The organism is Microbacterium sp. str. 'China' (genome assembly GCF_002993305.1).
GTDB lineage: Bacteria > Actinomycetota > Actinomycetes > Actinomycetales > Microbacteriaceae > Microbacterium > Microbacterium paraoxydans.
The window spans coordinates 1885099-1909611 of record NZ_CP027434.1; the positions used below are offsets into that span (position 1 = coordinate 1885099).

At 70.3% G+C, this 24513-nt stretch carries 18 protein-coding genes; 7 read left to right on the forward strand and 11 right to left on the reverse strand.

Translation table 11 applies throughout. From position 1 onward, the window contains the following. Positions 1-63: 63 nt before the first annotated feature. Positions 64-1269, forward strand: a complete 1206-nt coding sequence (locus C6C15_RS09095) for a thiolase family protein (protein WP_060921823.1) — start codon at positions 64-66, stop codon at positions 1267-1269. Further along, positions 1266-3407: a 3-hydroxyacyl-CoA dehydrogenase NAD-binding domain-containing protein gene (locus C6C15_RS09100; RefSeq protein WP_105949889.1), complete on the forward strand. Its 2142-nt coding sequence runs from the start codon at positions 1266-1268 to the stop codon at positions 3405-3407. Before C6C15_RS09095 ends, C6C15_RS09100 begins: the two co-directional genes overlap by 4 nt. On the opposite strand, the gene C6C15_RS09105 is transcribed toward C6C15_RS09100, so the two are convergent. Genes C6C15_RS09105 through C6C15_RS09115 form a run of 3 tightly spaced genes read right to left on the reverse strand, consistent with a single transcriptional unit; the run spans position 3408 to position 7609 of the window. Continuing rightward, positions 3408-5072 carry a GMC oxidoreductase gene (locus C6C15_RS09105; RefSeq protein WP_105949890.1) on the reverse strand — a complete coding sequence of 555 codons (1665 nt, stop codon included), beginning with the start codon at positions 5070-5072 and terminating at the stop codon, positions 3408-3410. After that, complete coding sequence (locus C6C15_RS09110; RefSeq protein ID WP_105949891.1) at positions 5062-5976, reverse strand: YegS/Rv2252/BmrU family lipid kinase; 915 nt, start codon at positions 5974-5976, stop codon at positions 5062-5064. Before C6C15_RS09110 ends, C6C15_RS09105 begins: the two co-directional genes overlap by 11 nt. Before the next feature lies 1 nt (position 5977). Continuing rightward, a complete protein-coding gene (locus C6C15_RS09115) occupies positions 5978-7609 on the reverse strand; it encodes an FAD-binding oxidoreductase (protein ID WP_234024110.1) in 1632 nt (543 codons plus the stop codon). Between the two features lie 20 nt (positions 7610-7629). On the opposite strand from C6C15_RS09115, the gene C6C15_RS09120 reads away from it, so the two are divergent. Next, on the forward strand, positions 7630-8238 hold the full coding sequence (locus tag C6C15_RS09120; protein ID WP_105949893.1) for a TetR/AcrR family transcriptional regulator: 609 nt from the start codon (positions 7630-7632) through the stop codon (positions 8236-8238). Then, the gene (locus C6C15_RS09125) at positions 8235-9692 is read left to right on the forward strand and encodes a glycerol-3-phosphate dehydrogenase/oxidase (RefSeq protein ID WP_105949894.1); all 1458 of its coding nucleotides are present in this window, start codon (positions 8235-8237) and stop codon (positions 9690-9692) included. Before C6C15_RS09120 ends, C6C15_RS09125 begins: the two co-directional genes overlap by 4 nt. A gap of 29 nt (positions 9693-9721) precedes the next feature. On the opposite strand, the gene dxs is transcribed toward C6C15_RS09125, so the two are convergent. The 5 genes from dxs to dut all read right to left on the reverse strand — a co-directional run bounded on the left by dxs (position 9722) and on the right by dut (position 16591). Then, positions 9722-11662, reverse strand: coding sequence for a 1-deoxy-D-xylulose-5-phosphate synthase (dxs, locus tag C6C15_RS09130; protein ID WP_060921816.1), 1941 nt, complete (start codon positions 11660-11662; stop codon positions 9722-9724). 155 nt (positions 11663-11817) lie between these two features. Then, positions 11818-14697 (reverse strand): aconitate hydratase, encoded by a 2880-nt coding sequence (locus C6C15_RS09135; RefSeq protein WP_199787641.1) that lies wholly within the window; start codon positions 14695-14697, stop codon positions 11818-11820. 108 nt (positions 14698-14805) lie between these two features. Continuing rightward, entirely contained in the window at positions 14806-15540 is a 735-nt protein-coding gene (locus tag C6C15_RS09140; RefSeq protein WP_105949896.1) for a DUF3159 domain-containing protein, read from the reverse strand. Next, a complete protein-coding gene (locus tag C6C15_RS09145; RefSeq protein ID WP_060921813.1) occupies positions 15537-16124 on the reverse strand; it encodes a DUF3710 domain-containing protein in 588 nt (195 codons plus the stop codon). Before C6C15_RS09145 ends, C6C15_RS09140 begins: the two co-directional genes overlap by 4 nt. After that, entirely contained in the window at positions 16121-16591 is a 471-nt protein-coding gene (gene dut, locus C6C15_RS09150; RefSeq protein ID WP_199787642.1) for a dUTP diphosphatase, read from the reverse strand. Before dut ends, C6C15_RS09145 begins: the two co-directional genes overlap by 4 nt. A gap of 12 nt (positions 16592-16603) precedes the next feature. Between dut and C6C15_RS09155 the strand changes: the two genes are divergently transcribed. Continuing rightward, entirely contained in the window at positions 16604-17068 is a 465-nt protein-coding gene (locus tag C6C15_RS09155; RefSeq protein WP_105949898.1) for a DUF3093 domain-containing protein, read from the forward strand. A 73-nt stretch (positions 17069-17141) separates the two neighbouring features. Here the strand turns inward: C6C15_RS09155 and C6C15_RS09160 are convergent, their stop codons facing one another. Continuing rightward, complete coding sequence (locus C6C15_RS09160) at positions 17142-17435, reverse strand: DUF4193 domain-containing protein (protein WP_060921810.1); 294 nt, start codon at positions 17433-17435, stop codon at positions 17142-17144. Positions 17436-17634: 199 nt separating this feature from the next. Here C6C15_RS09160 and sepH point away from each other — a divergent pair, with 199 nt between their 5' ends. Next, the gene (gene sepH / locus C6C15_RS09165; RefSeq protein ID WP_105949899.1) at positions 17635-18681 is read left to right on the forward strand and encodes a septation protein SepH; all 1047 of its coding nucleotides are present in this window, start codon (positions 17635-17637) and stop codon (positions 18679-18681) included. Positions 18682-18699: 18 nt separating this feature from the next. Here sepH and C6C15_RS09170 read toward each other — a convergent pair whose 3' ends face one another. Then, positions 18700-19821, reverse strand: coding sequence for an alkaline phosphatase family protein (locus C6C15_RS09170; RefSeq protein WP_105949900.1), 1122 nt, complete (start codon positions 19819-19821; stop codon positions 18700-18702). A gap of 44 nt (positions 19822-19865) precedes the next feature. Between C6C15_RS09170 and C6C15_RS09175 the strand changes: the two genes are divergently transcribed. Continuing rightward, entirely contained in the window at positions 19866-22307 is a 2442-nt protein-coding gene (locus tag C6C15_RS09175; RefSeq protein ID WP_105949901.1) for a DNA gyrase/topoisomerase IV subunit A, read from the forward strand. A gap of 60 nt (positions 22308-22367) precedes the next feature. On the opposite strand, the gene C6C15_RS09180 is transcribed toward C6C15_RS09175, so the two are convergent. Then, a complete protein-coding gene (locus C6C15_RS09180; RefSeq protein WP_082750011.1) occupies positions 22368-24479 on the reverse strand; it encodes a DNA gyrase/topoisomerase IV subunit B in 2112 nt (703 codons plus the stop codon). Positions 24480-24513 lie beyond the last annotated feature (34 nt).

Here is a 24513-nt window from a genome sequence, read left to right on the forward strand (position 1 = left end):
ACCGATTCCTCCCGGTTTCCGGCCGTTCATAGACTGAGGCCACCGCACTAACTTGGAGGCAGAGTGGCCGAGATCTCGGACGTCTTCTTCGTCGATGGAGTGCGCACCCCCTTCGGGCGCGCCGGCGAAAAGGGCATGTACTGGAACACCCGCGCGGATGACCTCGCCGTGAAGGCGACCATCGGCCTGATGGAGCGCAACGCGGCCGTGCCGGCGGACCGCATTGACGATGTCGCCATCGCCGCGACGAGCCAGACCGGCGACCAGGGGCTCACCCTCGGGCGGTCGGTGGCGATCCTCGCCGGACTCCCCCAGACCGTCCCCGGACTCGCGGTGGAGCGCATGTGCGCCGGCGCGATGACGAGCGTGACGACCATGGGCGCCTCGATCGGGGTGGGCATGTACGACCTCGCCCTCGCAGGCGGCGTGGAGCACATGGGCCACCACCCGATCGGCGCGAACGCCGACCCCAACCCGCGTTTCGTGGCGGAGAAGATGGTCGACCCTGGCGCCCTCAACATGGGCGTCACCGCGGAGCGCATCTTCGACCGCTTCCCGCACCTCACCAAGGAGCGCTCCGACCGCTACGGCATGCGCAGCCAGCAGAAGGTGCAGGCGGCGTACGACGCCGGCAAGATCCAGCCGGACCTCGTGTCCGTCGCGATCAAGGGTGCCGACGGTGCCTGGGGCCTCGCCACCGAGGATGAGGGCCGCCGTCCGCAGACCACGATGGAGGACCTCGCCGGCCTCAAGACTCCCTTCCGCCCGCACGGTCGCGTGACCGCCGGAACCTCGTCGCCGCTCACCGACGGCGCGACGATGTCGCTGCTCGCCGGCGGCAGCGCGGTCAAGGAGCTCGGACTCGCGCCGAAGATGCGGATGGTCTCGTTCGCCTTCGCCGGGGTGCAGCCCGAGATCATGGGCATCGGCCCGATCCCGTCGACCGAGAAGGCGCTGAAGAAGGCCGGCCTCGACATCTCCGACATCGGGCTGTTCGAGCTCAATGAGGCGTTCGCCATCCAGGTGATCTCCCTCCTCGACCACTTCGGCATCGACGACGACGACCCCCGGGTGAATCCGTGGGGCGGCGCGATCGCGGTCGGCCACCCGCTGGCCGCTTCCGGCGTCCGCCTCATGATCCAGCTCGCGGCGCAGTTCGCGGAGCGCCCCGACGTGCGATACGGCCTGACGGCGATGTGCGTCGGTCTCGGCCAGGGCGGCTCGGTCATCTGGGAGAACCCGCACTACGACGGAAAGAAGAAGAAGTGAGCTACGACGACGTCGACTTCTCGCCCATCCAGGCGCTCACCGAGGGAGAGGTCGTCACGCACTCCCCCGTGCGCGACATCCGCCTCGCGTCGGGCAAGGTCCTCGCCCTGATCACGCTGGACAACGGTCGTGACCACACCCGTCCGAACACCCTGGGTCCTGCCACCCTCACCGAACTCGGCGCGACGCTGGACGGCCTCAAGGCCCGCGCGGCGGCCGGCGAGATCCAGGCGGTCGGCATCACCGGCAAGCAGTACATCATGGCCGCCGGCGCCGACCTCTCGGACATCAGCAAGGTCGGCTCGCGCGACAACGCGCGTCTGATCGCCCAGCTCGGCCACAAGGTCCTCGGGAAGCTGAGCGAGCTCGGCGTGCCGTCGTTCGCGTTCGTGAACGGCCTCGCGCTCGGCGGCGGCCTGGAGATCGCCCTGAACTCCACGTACCGCACGGTCGACGCCTCGGCCGCGGCCGTGGCGCTGCCCGAGGTCTTCCTCGGCATCATCCCCGGGTGGGGCGGCGCCTACCTGCTGCCGAACCTCATCGGCATCGAGAACGCCCTCGAGGTGGTCATCTCCAACCCGCTCAAGCAGAACCGCATGCTGAAGCCGCAGCAGGCCTTCGACCTGGGCATCTTCGACGCCATCTTCCCCGCGGCGAACTACCTCGAGAACTCGCTCGCCTGGGCGGACGCGGTCCTCGCCGGCACGAAGGTCGTGCGCAAGAACGAGCCGGGCAAGATCGAGCGCCTCACCAAGTGGCCGATCGCCATCAAGATGGCGCGGGGCATGCTGGAGTCCAAGATCGGCACCGTGCCGAAGTCGCCGTACGCGGCTCTCGAGCTGCTCGACAAGGCGAAGAGCGGCACCAAGGCGGAGGGCTTCGCCCGCGAGGACGAGGCTCTGGCGGAACTGGTGACCGGCGATCAGTTCGCCGCGTCGATGTACGCCTTCGACCTCGTGCAGAAGCGCGCGAAGCGTCCGGTCGGCGCCCCCGACAAGGAGCTCGCGAAGAAGGTCACCAAGGTCGGCATCATCGGTGCGGGTCTCATGGCCAGCCAGTTCGCGCTGCTGTTCGTGCGCAAGCTCCAGGTGCCCGTGCTGATCACCGACCTCGACCAGGCGCGCGTCGACAAGGGCGTCGCCTACATCCACGAGGAGATCGGCAAGCTGGAGGCCAAGGGCCGGGTGGACGCGGACACCGCGAACAAGCTGCGCGGTCTCGTCACGGGCACCACCGACAAGAGCCTCTACGCGGACTGCGACTTCGTCATCGAGGCGGTCTTCGAAGAGGTCGGCGTCAAGCAGCAGGTCTTCGGCGAGATCGAGAAGATCATCGCGGAGGACGCGGTGCTCGCCACGAACACCTCGTCGCTCTCGGTCGAGGAGATCGGCGCGAAGCTCGCCCACCCGGAGCGGCTCGTCGGCTTCCACTTCTTCAACCCGGTCGCGGTCATGCCGCTGATCGAGATCGTGAAGACGCCGACGACCGCCGACACCGCCCTGTCGACGGCGTTCGTCGTCGCCAAGAACCTCGGCAAGAACGCGGTGCTCACCGCCGATGCCCCGGGCTTCGTGGTGAACCGTCTGCTCGCGAAGGTCATGGGCGAGGCGGCGCGCGCCGTCTACGAGGGCACCCCGATCGCCGACGTCGAGAAGGCGTTCGCGCCGCTCGGCCTGCCGATGGGCCCCTTCCAGCTCATCGACCTCGTCGGCTGGAAGGTCGCCGCGCACGTGCAGGACACCATGGTGCGCGCGTTCCCCGACCGGTTCTACGCCAACGAGAACTTCCATGCCCTGGCCGAGCTCGACCAGGTCGTCGAGAAGGACAAGGGCGGCCGGGTGGTCGGCTGGACGAAGCAGGCCGAGAAGGTCCTGGCGCCCGCCGTCGGCAAGAGCCCGGCGTCGGCGGCCACGATCCTGCAGCGCGTGCAGGACGGACTCGCGACCGAGATCAAGCTGATGCTCGACGAGGGCGTGGTGCCGGAGGTCGAGGACATCGACCTGTGCCTCATCCTCGGCGCCGGCTGGCCGTTCATCGATGGTGGGGCGTCGCCGTACCTCGACCGCGAGGGGGCCTCCGAGCGCGCGTTCGGCGGCTCGTTCCACACGCCGCAGATCCGCGGTATCGAGAACCGCTGATCAGCTCTCCGCAGGGGGTCGCGCCATGGGCGCGGCCCCCTGCGTCGTCCCCGATGCCGGCCGAGTATCCGGCTCGCCGCGTCGTGGCCAGTGCGACAGGGCGTGCTCCGCGAGGGCGGTGATGGTCAGGGACGGGTTCACCCCCGGATTCGCGGGTACGGCGGCTCCATCGACGACGTGCAGCCCCGGGTGTCCCCAGACGCGCTGATACTCGTCCACGACCCCCTCCTCCGGCGAGCCGGAGATCACCGCCCCGCCGAGGAAGTGCGCGGTGAGCGGGATCCCGAAGACCTCCGGCCAGGAGCCGCGCGGCTCGGTGGGCACTCCGCCCTCGCGCTGCAGGCGGGCAGCGATGGCACGGGCGGCACGATGCGCCTCGGGGAGGTGGCTGGGGTTCGGTGCGCCGTGCCCCTGGGCGCTCGTGAGCTGCACGCGCCCGAAGCGCCGCGGCAGCGACAGCGTGAGCGAGTTGTCGGCGGTCTGCATGACGAGCGCGATGATCCCCCGCTCGCTCCAGCGCCGGAGGGAGGCGAGGTGGAGGGCCCGCGCGGGACGGCGCAGCACCTGCCCCGCGAGCGCGACCAGGCGACCCGGCAGGGCGCGGTCACCGGGGACCAGCACGGTGGCGAGAGCGCCCATCAGGTTCGATCCCGGACCGTAGCGGACGTTCTCGACATGGGTGCGGTCGTCCACGTGGAAAGAGGTGGTGATCGCCACGCCCCGCGCCAGCTCCACCCGCTCCGGCACGCGAACCGCGACGGCGCCGTCCAACGCTTCCGAGTTCGTCCGGGTGAGCCGGCCCACGGCATCGGAGATCCGCGGGAGCGCGCCAGACGCCTTCATCCGATGGAGGAGCTGCTGGGTGCCCCAGGTCCCCGCCGCCAGCACGACCTCTCGCGCGGTGACGGTCTGCTCACGCCGCCGGAACCAGGCACCACTCCGTCGTGTCGTGACGGAGAAGCCGCCGTCCGGCAGCTCACGCACCTCGGTGACGGTGCGCAGCGGCTCGATGACCGCCCCGCGGCGCTCGGCCAGGGCGAGGTAGTTCTTCACGAGGGTGTTCTTCGCGCCGACGCGGCAGCCGACCATGCAGTTCCCACAGAGCGTGCAGCCCGTGCGCTCCGGCCCCTCGCCGCCGAAGAACGGATCGGCGACCCGCTGCCCCGGCTCCCCGAACCACACGCCGACCGGGGCTCGGCGAAAGGTCGCACCCACCCCGAGGTCCTCCGCGGCTCCCGCCATGATCCGCTCCACAGGACCCTCGTGCGGATAGCGCTCCACCACGCCGAGCATGCGCTTGGCCATGGCGTAGTGCGGGGCCAAGGCCGCCCGCCAGTCTCGGATCGACGCCCACTGGGAGTCGGCGAAGAATGCCGCGCCCGGTTCGTACAGCGTATTCGCGTAGTTGAGCGACCCACCGCCCACGCCCGCCCCCGCGAGGATCATGACGTGCGGGAGCCGGTGGATGCGCTGCACCCCGAAGCACCCGAGCGCCGGTGCCCAGAGGTAGCGACGGACGTCCCAGCTCGTCTTCGCGAAGTCCTCGTCGGCGAAGCGCCGCCCGGCCTCGAACACACGCACGCGGTAGCCCTTCTCCGTGAGCCGGAGGGCCGCGACGGAGCCGCCGAAGCCCGACCCGACGATGACGACGTCCTCATCGAACATGCGCGTCCCTCCGCTCCGCCCGGGTCATGACGGTCAGTGCCCCCGCCCAGACCGAGATCGTGCAGGAATCCTCCCCCACGCGCTCGCCGTCCGCGTAGGCCACGAGGCCCGGAGCGGAGACCGTGACGGTGCGGGCGCGGAGGTGCTGCACCTCGGGCCGCGCGAGGTGCATCCCGCGCAGGAGGAGGGGGAACAGGCGCAGCAGCCGGAGGCGGCCGAGGGGGCCCACGGCGACGACGTCGAGGGCGCCGTCGTCCGGGGCCGCGCCCACGCAGACCGGCATCCCCCCGCCGTAGCTGGCCGTGTTCCCGACCGCCACGAGGGTGCCGCGGGCCGGGGTCATCGGGCCGTCATCGGCACGGATCGTGAAATCGAGGGGACGCAGCCGGATGAGCTCGATCAGCAGCGCGAGGTAGTAGCGCAGCGCGCCGGAGGGCCAGCGGAGACGGTTGGTGCGATCGCTCACCCGGGCGTCGAAACCCAGAGCCGCCACGGTGAGGAACAGCGAGGTGCCCGTCGCAGTCCGCACCTCGCCGACGTCGAAGGCACGGGGCACGCCGGTCAGCGCGAGCTCGACCGCCTCCGCCACGTCCGCGCGCGGCAGCCCGAGAGCGCGCGCCAGATCGTTCCCCGTGCCGGCGGGGACGACCGTGACCGGGACGCCCGAGGCACACACGAGCTCGAGGATGCCGGAGAGGGTGCCGTCGCCGCCGACCACGACGAGTCCGTCGGGTGCCGCGTCCAGCGCGGCCCCGGCCAGTCGCCTCGTGTCCGCAGCCGACTCTCCGACGTAGACGCGGACGACCGCGCCCCGCTGCCGCAGATGATCGAGCGCCTCCTGCGCGACGCGCTGTCCGCGGCCCTTGCCGGACAGCGGGTTCGACAGCACCGCGATGTGACCCATGTCAGACGGTCGCCCTGTGCCCGCCGTCGACGAGGACGGCGCCCGGGTTCATGATGCCGCGAGGATCGAGTTCCCGCTTCACGGCCGTGAGGATCCGCACACCGGCGTCCCCGATCTCCTGTGCGAGCCAGGGGGCGTGATCGCGACCCACGGCGTGGTGATGACTGATCGTCCCGCCGTTCGCGAGGATCGCGTCGTTCACCCTGCCCTTCACGACGGTCCAGGCGCCGAGCGGATCCTGTCGCAGCCCGGCGAGCACCGTGAAGTAGAGGGACGCGCCGGTCGGGTACACGTGCGAGACATGACACATGACGTACGAGCGGGCGTCCGCCGCGTCGAAGCCGTCCCGCAGCGCCCCCTCGACCGCTTCCTTCAGAGTGCGCAGGTTCGACCAGGTGGTCGCGGTCTCCAGCGTCTCGCAGAACACCCCGGCATCGAGCAGTGCGTCACGCAGGTATGGACCGTCGAAGCGTCCCGCCGCCCATTCCTCCGCGTCGCCGGTGCCCGCAGACCGTCCACCCGCCGCGGCGAGGATCTCCGCGGTCCGGTCCCGGCGTGCCGCGGCGTCGTCGCCCTCGAACACCGTCACGACGCTCGCCCCCTTCGCAAGAGCCTTCCCGATCCGGCCGACCTGGGCGAGGCTCACGGCGGTTTCGGCTTCATCCGAGAGCCGGATGACCGTGGGGCCGGCCCCCTGCTGGACGACCCGGCGGAGCGCATCGGCGCCGCGGTCGAAGTCCGGAAAGGTCCACGACTCGAAGATCCGCGCCGTCGGTACCGGGTGCACGCGGACGCGGACCTCCGTGATCACGCCGAAGATCCCCTCGGAGCCCAGGAAGAGGCGGAGGAGATCCGGCCCGGCCGCCGATCCCGGCGCGCGGCCGAGGTCGAGATCCCCCGTGGGCGTCGCGACGCGGATCCCGGTCACCATCGCGTCGAAGCGCCCGTTGCCCGCCGAGTTCTGTCCGGACGACCGAGCGGCGGCGAAACCGCCGATGGTCGCATACCGGAAGCTCTGCGGGAAGTGCCCCAGCTCGAACCCGTGCGCCGACAGCAGCGCTTCGGCCTCGGGTCCGGTCGTGCCTGCTGCGAGGGTCGCCTCGCCGCTCACTTCGTCGAGCCGGAGCAGCCCGGAAAGCCGGCGCAGGTCCAGGCTGAGCACCGCACGATGTCGGCCGGTCTCCGGGTCCAGCGCCCCGACGACGCTCGTTCCCCCGCCGAAGGGGATCACGGCGATCCCGCGCTCCCCCGCCAGCGCGAGGCAGGCGCGGACGGCGTCGTGGTCCGCGGGGAACACGACGGCATCGGGGGCGTCCTGCTCGACAGCCCGCCGCCGCAGGAGATCGGGCGTGGAGCGCCCCCCGGCATGCCGAAGGCGCATCGACGTCGTGGCATCGACTGCGTCGGGACCGACCGCGGCCACCAGCGCGTCGAGATCATCGACCGTCAGCCGGGAGGGCCGTACACGCACGTCGTCCAGCGCGGGCGGACGCGGCGGGCGGGGAACACGGCCCAGCAGCAGGGGCAGCAGGCCCCGGACCGCGAGAGGGAGGTCCTTCGCCCTTTCCGGGTCGCCCCAGCCGTTCCAGCGCATCTCGGGCCTGTCGGCTCCTCTGCCGTTCCGCTGCTCCATGGGTTACAGTGTGACACATCATGGAAGAACGTCAACCTCCGGATGTTCCCTCGGAAGCCTTCACTCCCGCCTGGGATGCCACGCAACGCCGAGTCCTCGACGCGGCGGACGACCTGCTCGTCCGCAGCGGTGTCCACGGTGTGACCATCGCCGCACTCGCCCGGCGCTCCGGCCTCAGCCGTCCCACCATCTACCGAACCTGGCGCGACGCCGACGACGTCGTCCGGTCCGCGCTCCTGCGGCGGGTCGCGGACCTCCTCCAGGAGTTCCCGGCGAAGGTCGAGTCCCGGGATGCGCTCGTCGCCGATGTGCTGCGGTTCACCTCCCTCTTCCGGGCTGACCCGGTGTACGGCCGTCTCCTCGAGGAGGAAGCCGAGGCGTTCACGCGCTACACGCTGCACCGGGTGGGCTCCAGCCAGCGGCTCATCCTCCGGTGGCTGGCCGACGCGATCGCAGCGGCACAGGCCCAGGGTTCGGTGCGCGCGGGCGAACCCGGCGAGATCGCCGTCATGCTCCTGCTGATCGCCCAGTCCGCCGTGCTGTCGCACGGCACGGTGGCCGACCTCATCGACGAGCAGGCCTGGGAACGCGAGCTCCGCGCCGCGCTGGACGGCCACCTGCGGCCATGACCTCAGCCTCGACCGCTCTCCACGCGGCGCGCCGCCGAAGCGAGCTCGCGGCCGCGGCCGACGACACGTGCGACCTCCTCGTGGTCGGTGGCGGGATCACCGGGACGGGCGTGGCCCTGGACGCCGCGTCGCGCGGTCTCCGTGTGACCCTCATCGAGGCGGAGGACCTCGCCTTCGGGACAAGCCGATTCAGCTCGAAGCTCGTCCACGGCGGCCTGCGGTACCTCGCGACGGGCGACGTGGCGACGGCGCGCGAGAGTGCGCGGGAGCGGCATCTGCTGATGTCGGTGATCGCACCCCACCTCATCCGTCCGCTCGGACAGCTGCTCCCGTTCGCCCCCGGTGTCAGCGGCCGCCAGCGGGGGGCCGGGGCGGCGGGGATGGCCATGGGGGACCTCCTCCGCCTGCAGGCGCGCACGAGCGCGAAGACCCTCCCGGGGCCGCACCCCGTCGGGACGGCGAGGGCCCTGCGCCTGTTCCCCGCCCTGAACCCCCGCGGACTGCGCGGCGGCATGGTCACATACGACGGCCAGCTGTCCGATGACGCCGCCCTCGTCGTGGCTGTCGCCCGCACGGCTGCCGGTCTCGGCGCGCGGATCCTCACGCGAGTGCGCGCCGAGCGGCTGCACGCCGACGGGGCCACGGCGACGGACATGCTCACCGGGGAACGCATCTATATCCGGGCACGGGCGGTCGTCAACGCCACCGGGGTGTGGGCGGCGACCCTCGACGACGGCCTCACTCTGCGCCCGAGCCGCGGCACCCACATCGTCCTGGACGCCGCGGATCTCGGCGATCCGGCCGCTGCGCTGACCATCCCGCTGGAAGGTTCCATCAGCCGCTACGTGTTCGCCCTGCCACAGCGCGGCGGGCGTCTCATCGTCGGTCTCACCGATGTCGACGCGCCGGGCCCTATCCCCTCCGTCGCCGAGCCCACCGAGGCCGAGATCAGCTTCCTCCTGGAGACGCTGAACCGCCTGCTCGCGGTGCCAGTGGCGCGGGACCGCGTCCGTGGGGCCTTCGCCGGCCTCCGCCCGCTCGTAGACACCGGAGCAGCCGAGACCGCGGACGTCTCCCGTCGTCACCTCGTGCGCGCCTCCGAGTCCGGCATCATCTCCGTCCTCGGCGGCAAGCTGACGACCTACCGCCGGATGGCGGAAGATACCGTGGACCTGGCGGTGCAGCAGCGAGGCCTCCTGGCCGGTCCCAGCAGCACCGCGACGCTGCGCCTGATCGACGATCCCGCACCGGGTGACGGCTCGCAGGACGGCATCGCCGAGGGCACCACTCTCTCCCGCGCCGCCGTCGAGCACGCCGTCCGATTCCAGGGCGCGCTCACGGCAGCCGATGTGCTGGACCGCCGCACGCGGATCGGACTCATCCCCGACGAGCGCGCCCGCGCCCTTACCGTAGTGGAACAGATCGTCGCCGAGACGGTGGCCGACCTCGGCTGACCGACGGGGAGTCCTGCTCGGGAAACGCGTCAGTGGCGCTCGTGGAGCGGGAGCTCGATTGCGCCGGTCTCGCCGGCGTGGCGGGCCTTCGGGATGCGGGTGCCCAGCACCTGTGCCACGACGTCCTGGGCGATCTTCGAGGCCGTGAGCCCGGCGTCGGCGAGGATCTGATCACGCGAGGCGTGGTCGATGAACTCATCGGGAAGACCCAGCTCGTCCACCGCCGTGTCGATGCCCGCCTCGCGGAGCACCTGCCGCACGCGCGTGCCGATGCCGCCCACGCGGATGCCGTCCTCCAGCGTGATCACCAGGCGATGCCGCGCCGCGAGCTCGACGACCGAGGGCTGCACCGGGATCGCCCACCGCGGGTCGATCACGGTGGCGCCGATGCCCTGGGCGCGCAGCCGCTCCGCCACGTCGACGGCCAGGGAGGCGAAGGGGCCGATGGCGACGATGAGGACGTCTTCGCCCTCGCCGCGCGCCAGCACGTCCACGCCGTCCGAGAGGCGCTCGAGCGCCGGCAGATCGGCGGAGACGTCGCCCTTCGGGAAGCGGATGACGGTCGGAGCGTCCTCGACGGCGACCGCTTCGTCCAGCGCCTCGGTCAGTCGTGCACCGTCACGGGGTGCGGCGATGCGGATATGCGGGACGATCTGCAGCATGGCGAGATCCCACATGCCGTGGTGGCTGGGACCGTCGGGACCCGTGACGCCGGCCCGATCGAGCACGAAGGTGACGCCCGCGCGGTGCAGCGCGACGTCCATGAGCACCTGGTCGAACGCACGTCCCATGAACGTGGCGTACACGGCGACGACCGGGTGCAGGCCGCCGTAGGCGAGTCCGGCGGCCGAGGCCACCGCGTGCTGCTCGGCGATGCCGACGTCGTAGACACGGTCGGGGAAGCGCTCCGCGAAGGGAGCGAGACCGGTGGGCCGGAGCATCGCCGCAGTGATGGCGATCACGTCCGAGCGGCGTTCCCCGACCTTCACGAGGGCGTCGGAGAAGACGTCGGTCCACCCGCGGCCGCCCGAGGACAGCGTCTCCCCCGTCGTCGGGTCGATCTTTCCGACCGCGTGGAACTGGTCGGCCTCATCGTCACGGGCCGGCTGGTAGCCGCGGCCCTTCTCGGTGATCGCGTGCACGATGACCGGAGCGCCGTACGACTTCGCCAGTTCCAAAGTCTCCAGCAGGGCCGGAAGGTCGTGACCGTCGACCGGACCGAGGTACTTGATGTCGAGGTTGGAGTACAGCGCCTCGTTGTTCGTGAACCGGGAGAGGAAGCCGTGAGTGCCGCCCCGCACGCCGCGGAACACCGCGCGGCCCACCGGCCCGAACGCGCGGAACAGGCGATCGGACTTGTGATGGAGGTCCTTGTAGGCCGCCGCGGTGCGGACCCGGTTGAGGAAGCGGGACATGCCGCCGATGGTCGGCGCGTAGGAGCGGCCGTTGTCGTTGACGACGATCACGAGGTTGCGGTCGTTGTCGTCGGAGATGTTGTTCAGCGCCTCCCACGTCATGCCGCCGGTCAGCGCACCGTCGCCGACGACCGCGACGACGTGTCGGTCCGCGCGACCCGTCGCGGTGAGCGCCCGGGACACACCATCGGCCCAGCTCAGCGAGCTGGAGGCGTGGGACGACTCGACGACGTCGTGGGGGCTCTCCGCACGCTGCGGGTAACCGGCGAGACCCTCCCGGACGCGGAGCTTCGAGAAGTCCTGACGGCCGGTGAGGATCTTGTGGACGTAGGACTGGTGGCCGGTGTCGAAGATGAAAGGATCGTCCGGAGACGAGAACACGCGGTGCAGGGCGATCGTCAGCTCGACGACGCCGAGGTTCGGACCGAGGTGACCGCCCGTCTGCGAGACGTTCTCGACGAGGAAAGCCCGGATCTCCGCAGCGAGTTCTTCCAGTTGCTCCGGCGAGAGTCGATCAAGATCACGCGGTCCAGAGATGCTCGGAAGAATGGGCATCTGCGCCTCCTCACAGGCCTCGGCAGAGCGTCCGAACGGGTGCGGACGTCTTCCCGATCCTACCGCTCGGAGCCGGGAATCCCCCGAGGGCGGGAGACCCTTGACACGCCGAAGGGGCCCGTGTCCGTGGACACGGGCCCCTTCGTCGTCGCGGCTCAGACGAGCGAGCGCAGCACGTACTGCAGGATGCCGCCGTTGCGGTAGTAGTCCGCCTCACCGGGGGTGTCGATGCGGACGACCGCGTCGAACTCCACCGGCTGCTTGCCCTCGGGCGAGTGCTCGCTCGGGGTGGCGGTGACCTTGACCGTCTTCGGGGTGACGCCGTTGTTGAGCTCCTCGAGTCCCGTGATCGAGACGATCTCGGTGCCGTCGAGACCCAGCGACTCCCAGCTCTCGCCGGCGGGGAACTGCAGCGGGACGACGCCCATGCCGATGAGGTTGGAGCGGTGGATACGCTCGAAGCTCTCCGTGATCACGGCCTTGACGCCCAGGAGGCTCGTGCCCTTGGCCGCCCAGTCACGGGACGAGCCGGAGCCGTACTCCTTGCCGCCGAAGACGACGAGCGGGGTGCCCTGCTCGGCGTAGTTCATGCACGCGTCGTAGATGTACGACTGCGGGCCGCCCGGCTGCGTGAAGTCGCGGGTGTAGCCACCCTCGACGACCTGTCCGTCGTTCACGGCCGAGACCATGAGGTTCTTCAGGCGGATGTTCGCGAAGGTGCCGCGGATCATGACCTCGTGGTTGCCGCGACGCGAGCCGAAGGAGTTGAAGTCCTTGCGGTCGACGCCGTGCTCCGTGAGGTACTGGGCCGCGGGGGTGCCCGGCTTGATGTTTCCGGCGGGCGAGATGTGGTCGGTGGTGACCGAGTCGCCGAGCGTCGCCATGACGCGCGCACCCTCGATGTCCTTCACCGGGGTGAGCTCCATCGTCATGCCGTCGAAGTACGGGGCCTTGCGCACGTAGGTCGAGTTCTCGTCCCACTGGAACGTGTCGTCGTCCGGCGTGGGCAGGTTGCGCCAGCGCTCGTCACCGTCGAACACGGTGGCGTACTGCTTGATGAACTGGTCGCGCGAGATCGACGAGTCGACGATCTCCTGCACCTCGTCCGGCGAAGGCCAGATGTCCTTGAGGAACACGTCGTTGCCGTCCGCGTCCTTGCCGAGCGCGTCGGTCTCGAAGTCGAAGTGCATCGAGCCGGCGAGGGCGTACGCGATGACCAGCGGCGGGCTGGCCAGGTAGTTCATCTTCACGTCCGGGCTGATGCGACCCTCGAAGTTGCGGTTGCCCGAGAGGACGGCCGTGACCGCGAGGTCGTGCGAGTTGATCGCTTCGGAGACCTCTTCGATCAGCGGACCGGAGTTTCCGATGCAGATGGTGCAGCCGTAGCCGACGGTGTAGAAGCCGAGACCCTCGAGGTCCTTGTCCAGACCCGACTTCTCGTAGTAGTCCGTGACGACCTTCGAACCGGGGCCGAGCGTGGTCTTGACCCACGGCTTCTGCTTGAGGCCCTTCTCCCGCGCCTTGCGGGCGAGGAGACCGGCGGCGATCATGACCGACGGGTTGGACGTGTTGGTGCACGACGTGATGGCGGCCAGCGTCACGGCGCCGTTGTCGAGGGTGTACTTCTCGCCCTCGGGAGTCGTGACCGGCACGGGGTTCGACACGTTGGCCGGCGCACCGCTGCTGATGTGCACGGGACGCGTGGTCGGCTCCTCCTCGCCGGGGACCTGACCGGGGTCGGACGCCGGGAAGGAGTGCTTGGACTCGAGGTCGACGATGTCGTCGCTGGTCGAGGCCGTGGCGTAGTTCAGAATGTCCTGCTCGAACTGCGTCTTCGCCTCCGAGAGGAGGATGCGGTCCTGCGGGCGCTTCGGGCCGGCGATCGACGGGACGACCGTGCTCAGGTCGAGCTCCATGTACTCGCTGAAGACCGGCTCGTGGGAGGCGTCGTGCCAGAGCTTCTGCTCCTTGGCGTAGGCCTCCACGAGCGCGACGGCCTCGTCGCTGCGGCCGGTGAGGCGCAGGTAGTCGAGGGTGACGTCGTCGATCGGGAAGATCGCGGCGGTCGAGCCGAACTCGGGCGACATGTTGCCGATCGTCGCGCGGTTCGCGAGCGGCACCGAGGCGACGCCCTCGCCGTAGAACTCGACGAACTTGCCGACGACGCCGTGCTTGCGCAGCATGTCGGTGATGGTCAGCACCACGTCGGTCGCGGTCACGCCGGCGGGGATCTCACCCGAGAGCTTGAAGCCGACGACGCGCGGGATGAGCATCGACACGGGCTGGCCGAGCATCGCGGCCTCGGCCTCGATGCCGCCGACGCCCCAGCCGAGCACGCCCAGTCCGTTGACCATCGTGGTGTGCGAGTCGGTGCCGACACAGGTGTCGGGGTAGGCCTGGAGGACGCCGCCGTTGGTGCGGTCGTAGATGACCTTCGCCAGGTGCTCGATGTTCACCTGGTGGACGATGCCGGTGCCGGGGGGCACGACCTTGAAGTCCTGGAACGCGGTCTGGCCCCAGCGCAGGAACTGGTACCGCTCGCCGTTGCGCTCGTACTCGATCTCGACGTTGCGCTCGAGGGCGTTCTCGGTGCCGAACAGGTCGGCGATGACGGAGTGGTCGATGACCATCTCGGCCGGCGAGAGCGGGTTGATCTTGTTCGGGTCGCCGCCGAGCGCCGTCACGGCCTCCCGCATGGTGGCGAGGTCGACGATGCAGGGCACACCGGTGAAGTCCTGCATGACCACACGCGCCGGCGTGAACTGGATCTCGGTGTTGGGCTCCGCGTTGGCGTCCCACGACCCGAGCGCCTCGATCTGCGCCTTCGTGACGTTCGCGCCGTCCTCGGTGCGGAGCAGGTTCTCCAGGAGGACCTTGAGGCTGAAGGGGAGCTTGTCGAAACCGGGCACCGTGTCGATGCGGAAGATCTCGTAGTCGGTGCTGCCGACCGTCAGGGTGCTCTTGGCACCGAAGCTGTTCACCGTGGACACGAATCCGTCTCCTTCTATTCGGATGGGAGCGACAGGCGCCTCCATCTTGCTCGCCGGTGCGGCCGCGCGGCTAGCAAGGGGGACCTAACCAGTCTGCTCCGCGCAGGTCACCGGCGAAAGCCCGTGATTTATCTTGATGTCGAGATAAATCTATCACGCCGCCGCGGGGTCGTCGTGCGACGACGCGCGGGGATAGAGCGCGCGGACGACCAGCCAGGTCACGGCGATCAGGGGCGCGAACAACGGCAGTCCCATCACGAGCTTGAGGGTCCCGAGGGCGGTGACGTCACCGGCCAGGTACAGCGGGAACTGCACGATCAGCCGCGCGAAGAACAGCGTGGCCCAGGCGATGCCGAGCCAGAAGAAGGCCCGCCGCTTGCGACGATCCGCACGCCAAGCGGTGCCCTCCCCCATGAGGAAGCCGACCGCGAGACCGATGACCGACCAGCCGACGAGAGCCGAGACGAGGATCGCCGAGCCGTAGACCGCGTTGGTGATGAGGCCGGGAACGAAGTTGTCCTCGCCGCGGCCCGTCCACAGCGCCAGACCGGCGGCGGCCACGGCCGCGATCAGTCCGCCGAGGGCGGCCGACGGCGGCGACTTCTGCACCAGCCGGACGACGGTGAACACGGCCGCCAGACCGACGGACACTCCGAGCGGCAGCAGCAGGGGCTCAGGCCGAAGGGTGAACAGGATCACGAACGCGAGGCTCGGCAGCACCGACTCCAGGATCCCGCGCCAGCCGCCCATGGCCGACCAGACCACCTTGTGCGTGCTCGCGCTTTCGGACGGGTCGAGCCCGGCCTTGCGCGCGGCGCCGCCGAGTGCTGCTCCGAGGATCTCCGACGCGCTCTGCGTGCGTGGCTCCTCGGCGTCCGGCGTGGTCACGCGGAGCCCGGCGTCGCCGGCATCTTCAGGGGAATGAGGTCGCGCGGCGGCATGGGCGCTCCCCCGCGGACGACGACGATCGAGCGGAAGAGGTCCTCGACCTTCGCCGCCGCCTCCGGGTCGGAAGCCGCCGCGCCGCCGATCACACCGCGCAGGAACCAGCGCGGGCCGTCGATGCCGATGAAGCGCGCGAGGCGCAGGCCGGAGCCTTCACTGGCGGTCGCGGGCACCTCCGCGAGGAGCTCCTTGCCGAGCGGACCCTCCCGCTCCTCGACACGACCGCCCTGCGCCTTCACCTGGTCGCGGAGCTGGACCCGCGTCTCATCCCACAGACCGCCACTCCGCGGAGCCGCGAACGGCTGCACCTGGAGCGACGACTCGGCGTAGTCGAGCCCGACCGCGACGATGCGCTTGCTCTGCTCCTCGACCTCGAGCCGCAGGTTCAGTCCCTCGCGCGGCAGGATCTTGATCCCGCCGAGGTCGATGTACGGGCGGACGGGGTTCGCCTCGGAGTCGTCGAACGGGCCCTCGGTGGCGCGGTTCTCGGGCGCCGACTTGGAAGGGGTGTCGTTGCTGTCGGTCATTTCGCCTGTCCTGCTTCGTTCTCGGGAGTCTGTGCCTGGTAGCCGGTCGAGCCGAATCCGCCGGCGCCGCGGACGCTGTCCGGAAGCTCGTCGACCGGGAGGAACCGGGCGCGGGTGACGGGCATCACGATGAGCTGTGCGATGCGATCGCCGACGGCGACATCGTACGCGCTGTGGATGTCCGTGTTGATCAGACTGACCTTGATCTCGCCCCGGTAGCCGGCGTCGACGGTGCCGGGCGAGTTCACGATCGAGATGCCGTGCTTCGCCGCGAGACCGCTCCGGGGCACCACGAAGGCCGCATAGCCGTCCGGCAGCGCGAGACGCACGCCCGTGGGCACGAGAGCCCGCTCCCCCGGCTCGAGCCGTACGGCCTCGGCGGCCACGAGATCGGCTCCGGCGTCGCCCGGATGCGCATAGCCGGGGACCACTGCGGCGATAATGGGGACATCAACGGAATCGGTCACCCCATGAGGCTAATGCAGAACCCCGCAACGGACGCACGTCCCCGCTACCACGAACGCCTGGCCCCCAGCCTGTGGCTGCTGGTCACGATCGCCCTGGCGGGACCGATGGTGTCCCTCATCTTCGTGCCGGTCGGCTCGACCTTCGCGCTGCTGCTCGGCGGAGCGGTGTCCGCGCTGCTCGTGGTGGCGGCCATCGCCCTGGCTCCGGTCGTCTCGGTGCAGGACGACGTACTCCGCGCCGGGCCTGCTCACATCGACGTGCGCTATCTCGGCGAGCCGATGGCGTTGACCGGCGAGGACGCGCGCAGCGCCAGAGGACCCGAGCTCCCCGCACGCGGCTGGCACCTCATCCGCGGCGGCATCGATGGAGTCGTCGTGGTGCCGAACACCGACGAGGCGGACCCCGTCGTCGCCTGGACGATCTCGACCCGCACCCCGGACCGTCTCGCCGCGGCCATCCGCGCCGCACGGGACTGACCGCACCCGCAGACGACAGCGCGCCCCTGACCTGGATGGTCGGGGGCGCGTGGGGCGTCGCTCAGAGGGCTGCTCAGGCAGCGCACTCCTTGCAGATGGGGCCATCGGGTCCCTCGTGGTCGAGCTGCGAGCGGTGCTTCACGAGGAAGCAGCTCATGCAGGTGAACTCGTCCTGCTGCGCGGGCAGCACGACGACATCCAGCTCGAGGTCGGAGAGGTCCGCGCCAGGGAGGTCGAAGCTCGACGGGTTGTCGGAGTCCTCGTCTCCGGTCGTGCCGGACAGCTTGTCCGGCACACGCTCCTTGAGGGCTTCGATCGACTCGGAGTCGTCTTCACTCTTTCGGGGAGCGTCGTAATCGGTTGCCATGCGGTGAATCTCCACTTTCATGGTGCGAGTGGGCGGGTGCGCCGTCGGGTAATCGGCGGCCATAGTTTGCATGACCGGCGGGCGTTTCGCAAATGCCCTCCCATGCGACAGGGCAAACTCACGGCACGCCCGCCGTATTCCCCGTTCCGGCCAGCCCGGCGTGACACCATGAACGCACACCCATCAGAGGGGCATTCGCATGGAAAACGTCACCATCGTCGGCACAGAGGCAGGAGTGCTCGTCCTCGCTACCGAAGCGGGCGAGCGGTTCGCGCTGCCCATCGACGCCGTGCTGCAGCGGGAGATCCGCCGCGCGACGCGCCAGGCCGAGCCGGCCGCCCAGAAGCTCGCTGCGAGTCCACGCGACATCCAGGCACAGATCCGCGCCGGTCTCACCGCCGCGGAGGTCGCGGAGCTCCTCGGGATCAGCGTCGACGACGTCGCCCGGTTCGAGGGCCCCGTCCTCGCCGAGCGCGAGCACATCATCGGCCAGGCGCTCGCCGTGCCCGTCCTCATCGGCAGCGAAGTCGAGCCGGATGCGCAGCCCACCTTCGGAGCCGCGGTCCGCGCCAAGCTCGCCGAGGTGGCCGCGTCGTCCGAACGCTGGGCCAGCTGGAAGGAGGAGTCCGGTTGGATCATCAAGCTGGAGTTCTCCGCCAACGACGTCGAGCATGACGCCCGCTGGAGCTTCGATCCGCGGCGCAGCGCCCTCTCCCCCCTGAACGCCGACGCCACGCAGCTCTCCCGCCAGGGTTCGCTCCCGGAGGGCCTCATCCCGCGCCTGCGGGCGGTGGAGGCGGACCGTGCCGCTTCCCCCTACAAGGACGACAGCCGCTTCGACTCCGGTGCCTTCGGTCCTCGTCTGGTCCCGGCTCCGGTTGCAGAGGCCGACGAGCCGGCCCAGCCCGAGCGGTCGGCGCCGGCGGTCCAGGACGCCGCGATCAACCGCGCACCCGACTCCGCCTCGACGAGTCCGGAGACCGCCGACCTCCTCGAAGCCCTGCGCCGCCGTCGCGGCCAGCGGGAACCGTCGCCGATCGAGCACGAGATCGAGGAGACTCCGGAAGAGTCCGACCCCATCGCTCTGTTCGCCGCCCTGGAGGAGCCGGACGACGAGCCCGAGGCCCCCGAGCCCGCGCCGCGTCAGCCTGCTTCCGGGGACAGCGACGGCAGCGGGCGTCGGCGCCGCCGGAACGCGATGCCGTCGTGGGACGAGATCGTCTTCGGAGCGCGCACCGACGAGTGATCGGTTCCCGGTCGAGCCTCAGGAGGCGAACGATCCGAACCGCAGGAAGGGAACCCGCGTCTCATCCGGCGTAAGCGCCCCGTGCTGCCCCACCATGCCGCGATTGCGCTGGTCGTCGGCAGTACCGTCGTAGAGTGCCCGGACTCCCGTGGCGATGACCAGGACGTCGCCGATGCGATCCAGGACCTCGTCTCGCACGACCGGACCGAAGAGCCCGGCCTCCACCGCCTCCGCGCGGGTGACGACATCGGCCGCGCCCTCGAGGTCGCGGCGAAGCCGCGTCGCAACCAGAGCGGCATCGGCGTCCGGCTCAGAGTAGAGGTGCAGCATGCGGGGTTCTCCGCCCACGTGACGGATTCCCGCGAGATGCGACTCCTCGAGCACTACCTGACGGTGGAACGGCACATCGACCATCCCGTGATCCGAGGTCACGACCACGCCGACCCGCGGGGGGACGCGGAGCGACAGCGCCCCGTCGATCCGCTCCAACGCGGCCACCCACTCGGCGGACGCGACACCGTGCTTGTGCCCCGCCTTGTCGACCTCGGGGAGGTAGCAGTACACCAGCGAGCCCGGATGGTCCGCGGCCAGCGTGTAGGCGACCTCGACCCGCTCCTCCGGCGTCGCGGCAGACACGAAGGTCGCTCCCCGCAACGTCGCCCGCGTGAAGCCGCTGTGCGCGTAGGTCGCGAGTCCGACGGCGAACGTCTCCTGTCCGACCGACGCCGCGCGCTCGAACACGGTGGGCGTCCCCTGCCAGGTGAGGGGATCCAGGCCGTCCGTCTCCCACCCGCTGAGCTGGTTCACGAGCACGTCCCGTTCCGGATCCCTGACCCGGTACCCGACGAGGCCGTGCTCCCCCGGCCAGGCACCCGTGGTGAGACTGGTCAGCGCCGCCGCCGTCGTCGTCGGGAACACCGTCTGGGCGACGTCCTTCTTGGTCATGGATGCGGTGAGCGACCGGGCATGACCGGCGTGGCCCCTGAGGCTGATCGCCCCGAGGCCGTCGATCACCACGAGCACGGCCGAATCGGCGCTCGGCAGCGTGGCGGATTCGCCTCGGAGAGCGGCGCACAGGTCGTCCGCCACCCCGACGACGCTCCGGGCGCCGGGCGGCACGGACGGTAGCATGAAGGACATCCGAGCCAGTCTGACACACGCTCCCGTACGCCCTCAGGAAGTCCATGCCGAAAACCCCGCCGCCCGAGCCCGTCGAGGAACGCATCCAGGACATCGATCTCTCTCACGAGATGCAGGGATCCTTCCTGGAGTACGCGTACTCCGTCATCTACTCGCGGGCACTCCCCGACGCCAGAGACGGCCTCAAGCCGGTGCAGCGCCGCATCCTGTTCCAGATGGCCGAGATGGGCCTGCGCCCGGACCGCGGTCATGTGAAGAGCGCCCGCGTCGTGGGCGAGGTCATGGGAAAGCTGCACCCCCACGGCGACTCGGCCATCTACGACGCGCTCGTCCGCCTCGCGCAGGAGTGGGCCCTCCGGGTGCCGCTCGTCGACGGTCACGGCAACTTCGGCTCCTTGGACGACGGCCCCGCCGCCGCCCGGTACACCGAGGCGCGCCTCGCCGCACCCGCGCTGTCGCTCACCGAGAACCTCGACGAGGACGTCGTCGACTTCATCCCGAACTACGACGGCCAGTTCCAGCAGCCGGCCGTGCTGCCCGCGGCGTTCCCCAACCTGCTCGTCAACGGTGCCAGCGGCATCGCGGTGGGCATGGCGACCAACATGGCGCCGCACAACCTCATCGAGGTCGTCGCCGCGGCGACCCACCTGCTCGAGAACCCGGACGCCACCACCGAGGATCTCATGGAGTACGTCCCCGGTCCCGACTTCCCGTCGGGCGGGATCCTCATGGGGCTCGATGGCGTGAAGGACGCCTATACGACCGGGCGCGGTGCCCTCAAGGTCCGCGGGCGGACGTCGATCGAGCCGCTGGGCCCCCGGCGCACGGGCATCATCGTGTCGGAGCTGCCCTACATGGTCGGCCCGGAGCGTCTCATCGAGAAGATCCGCGACGCGGTGCAGGCGAAGAAGCTGCAGGGCATCAGCGACGTCACCGACCTCACCGACCGGAACCACGGCCTGCGCGTCGCGATCGGGATCAAGACCGGATTCGACCCGAACGCCGTCCTGGAGCAGCTGTACCGGCTCACTCCGCTGGAGGACTCCTTCAGCATCAACAACGTCGCCCTCGTCGACGGTCAGCCCCGCACGCTCGGGCTCAAGGAGATGCTCAGCGTCTACGTGGGGCACCGCATCGAGGTCATCACCCGCCGCAGCCGGTACCGGCTCGCGCGCCGGGAGGAGCGCCTGCACCTGGTGGAGGGGCTCCTCATCGCGATCCTCGACATCGACGAGGTCATCCAGGTCATCCGCTCCTCGGACGACACGGAGCAGGCCCGCACCCGACTCCGGTCGGTGTTCGACCTCAGCGAGCCGCAGGCCGAGTACATCCTCGAACTGCGACTGCGCCGCCTGACCAAGTTCTCCCGCATCGAGCTCGAAGCGGAGCGGGACGCCCTCCTCGCGGAGATCGCGTCGCTGCGCGAACTGCTCGCCAGCCCGGCGCTGCTGCGCGCCGCCGTCGCCCAGGAGCTGGACGCCGTGGCGGAGGCCTACGGCACGCCGCGCCGCACGCTGCTGATGAACGCCGCCCCGCCGAAGCCCCGCGCGACGAAGGGCGCGGTGGATCTGCAGATCGCCGATGCTCCGACCACCGTGGTCCTGTCGACGACGGGCCGCGCCGTGCGCGTGGACCTCGGCGAAGGACAGGAGCTCACCGCCCCGGCCCGGCGGAGCAAGCACGACGCCATCCTCGCGACAGTCGAGACGACGGTCCGGGGCGAGGTCGGGGCGCTCACCAGCACGGGACGCGTCGTCCGCTTCTCCCCCGTCGACCTGCCCTCGGTGCCCGGCACCTCGGTGCAGCTCGCCGCGGGGACTCCGCTGCGCGACTACCTCGGGATCACGACCAAGGGCGAGCGCATCCTCGGGTTCGTCCGTTTCGACAGCGAGACCCCCGTCGCCCTCGGCACCGCTCAGGGCATCGTGAAGCGCATCGTGCCGTCGACCCTGCCCGTGCGGCCCGACCTGGAGGTCATCGGCCTCAAGGCCGGCGACGCCGTGGTCGGTGCGGCTGACGCTGCGGATGACGCCGACCTCGTGTTCCTCACCACCGACGCGCAGCTCCTCCGGTTCTCGGCTTCGACGGTCCGCCCCCAGGGCGCCCCGGCGGGCGGCATGGCGGGCATCAAGCTCGGCTCCGGCGCCTCTGTCCTCTTCTTCGGCACCGTCCGCCCGGACACGGAGGCCGTCGTCGCCACGGTGTCCGGCGCGGAGAGCATCCTGCCAGGCACCGATCCCGGCCGCGCGAAGGTCTCGGCCTTCACGGAGTACCCGTCGAAGGGCCGCGCGACTGGCGGCGTCCGCGCCCACGCCTTCCTGAAGGGCGAGGACCGCCTCACCGTCGCCTGGGTCGGCCCGAGTCCGGCACTGGCCGTCGACCCCACCGGCGCGGTGCGCAAGCTCCCGGACGTGGGGGCACGACGCGACGCCTCCGGTCAGCCGATCGACGGCGTCATCGGCAGCATCGGCCGCACGCTCGTCTGATCCGTTCCACGAAGAAGGGGACCCGGCCACGCCGGGTCCCCTTCTTCGTGACCTCTGCACTCAGGCGTCGATGGACTCGCGGGAGAGCTGGTCGGCGGAGTCGATGATGAACTCCCGCCGCGGGGCGACCTCGTTGCCCATGAGGAGTTCGAAGACGCGGCCCGCCGCCTCGGCGTCCTCCATCCGGACGCGGCGGAGCAGACGACCGGAGCGGTCCATCGTCGTGTTCGCGAGCTGCTCGGCGTCCATCTCGCCGAGACCCTTGTAGCGCTGGATCGGCTCGTGCCAGCGCTTGCCGGCCTTGCGGAGCTTCGCGAGCAGCGCGTGCAGCTCCTGCTCGCTGTAGGTGTAGATCGTCTCGTTCGGCTTGGATCCCGGATTGATGACGATGATCCGATGCAGCGGCGGCACGGCGGCGAACACCCGTCCGTTCTCGATGAGGGGCCGCATGTAGCGGAAGAAGAGCGTGAGCAGCAGAGTGCGGATGTGCGCGCCGTCGACGTCGGCGTCGCTCATGAGGATGATCTTCCCGTAGCGCGCGGCGTCGATGTCGAACGTCCGACCGGAGCCGGCCCCGATCACCTGGATGATGGACGCGCACTCGGCGTTGGACAGCATGTCGCCGACCGACGCCTTCTGCACGTTGAGGATCTTCCCGCGGATCGGCAGCAGCGCCTGGAACTCGCTGTTGCGCGCGTTCTTCGCCGTGCCGAGGGCCGAGTCGCCCTCGACGATGAAGAGCTCGCTGCGCTCCACGTCGTTCGTCCGGCAGTCGACGAGCTTGGTCGGCAGGGTGGACGACTCGAGCGCGTTCTTCCGGCGCTGCGTCTCCTTGTGGGCGCGTGCCGACACGCGGGCCTTCATCTCGGAGACGATCTTGTCGAGCAGCTGCGTGGCCTGGCTCTTGTCGTCGCGCTTGGTGGAGGTGAAACGCTGCTGAAGGTCCTTGCGCATCACCTGGGCCACGATCTGGCGCACGGCGGGCGTGCCGAGCACCTCCTTCGTCTGACCCTCGAACTGCGGCTCCGGTACGTTGACCGTGAGGACCGCGGTGAGGCCGGCGAGGACGTCGTCCTTCTCGAGCTTGTCGTTGCCGACCTTGAGCCGGCGGGCGTTCTGCTCGACCTGGCTGCGGAGCACCTTCAGCAGCTCCTGCTCGAAGCCCTGCTGATGCGTGCCGCCCTTCGGCGTGGAGATGATGTTCACGAAGGAGCGGATGCGGGTGTCGTAGCCGGTGCCCCAGCGCAGGGCGATGTCGACGGCGCAGACGCGCTCGACCTCGGTCGCCACCATGTGCCCGTCCGGCTGCAGGACCGGGACGGTCTCGGTGAACGTGCCCTCCCCCTGGATGCGCCAGGTGTCGGTCACCGGCGGGTCGACCGCGAGGTAGTCCACGAACTCGGAGATGCCGCCCTCGTAGAGGTACGAGGTCTCCACGGGGCCGGTCGGCGCACCGTCCTCCCCCACCCCGGCGCTCGCGGCGCGCTCGTCGCGCACCACGATCTCGAGCCCGGGGACCAGGAAGGCCGTCTGACGCGCCCGCGTCTCGAGCTCGGCGAGCTGGAACGCGGCGTCCTTGGTGAAGATCTGGCGGTCGGCCCAGTACCGCACCCGCGTGCCGGTGACGCCGCGCGGCGCCTTGCCGACGACGCGCAGCTCGCTGTTCTCCTCGAACGGGGTGAACGGCGCATCGGGCCGCTTCTCCCCCGAGTCCTGGAAGATGCCGGGCTCACCGCGGTGGAAGGACATCGCGTAGGTCTTGCCGCCGCGGTCGACCTCGACGTCGAGGCGCTCGGAGAGGGCGTTCACGACCGAGGCGCCGACGCCGTGCAGACCGCCCGATGCCGCATAGGAGCCACCGCCGAACTTCCCTCCGGCGTGCAGCTTCGTGTACACGACCTCGACGCCGGTCAGACCGGTCCGGGGCTCGACGTCGACGGGGATGCCGCGACCGCGGTCGTGCACCTCGACGCTGCCGTCGTCGTGGAGGATGACGTCGATCCGGGAACCGTTGCCGGCGACGGCCTCGTCCACGGAGTTGTCGATGATCTCCCAGAGGCAGTGCATGAGCCCGGGCGAACCGTTCGAGCCGATGTACATACCGGGGCGCTTGCGGACCGCTTCGAGTCCTTCGAGCACCTGGAGATGATGGGCGGAGTACTCGGCATTCACAATCTCCGAGTCTATTCGCGGGAGGGAGCCGCCC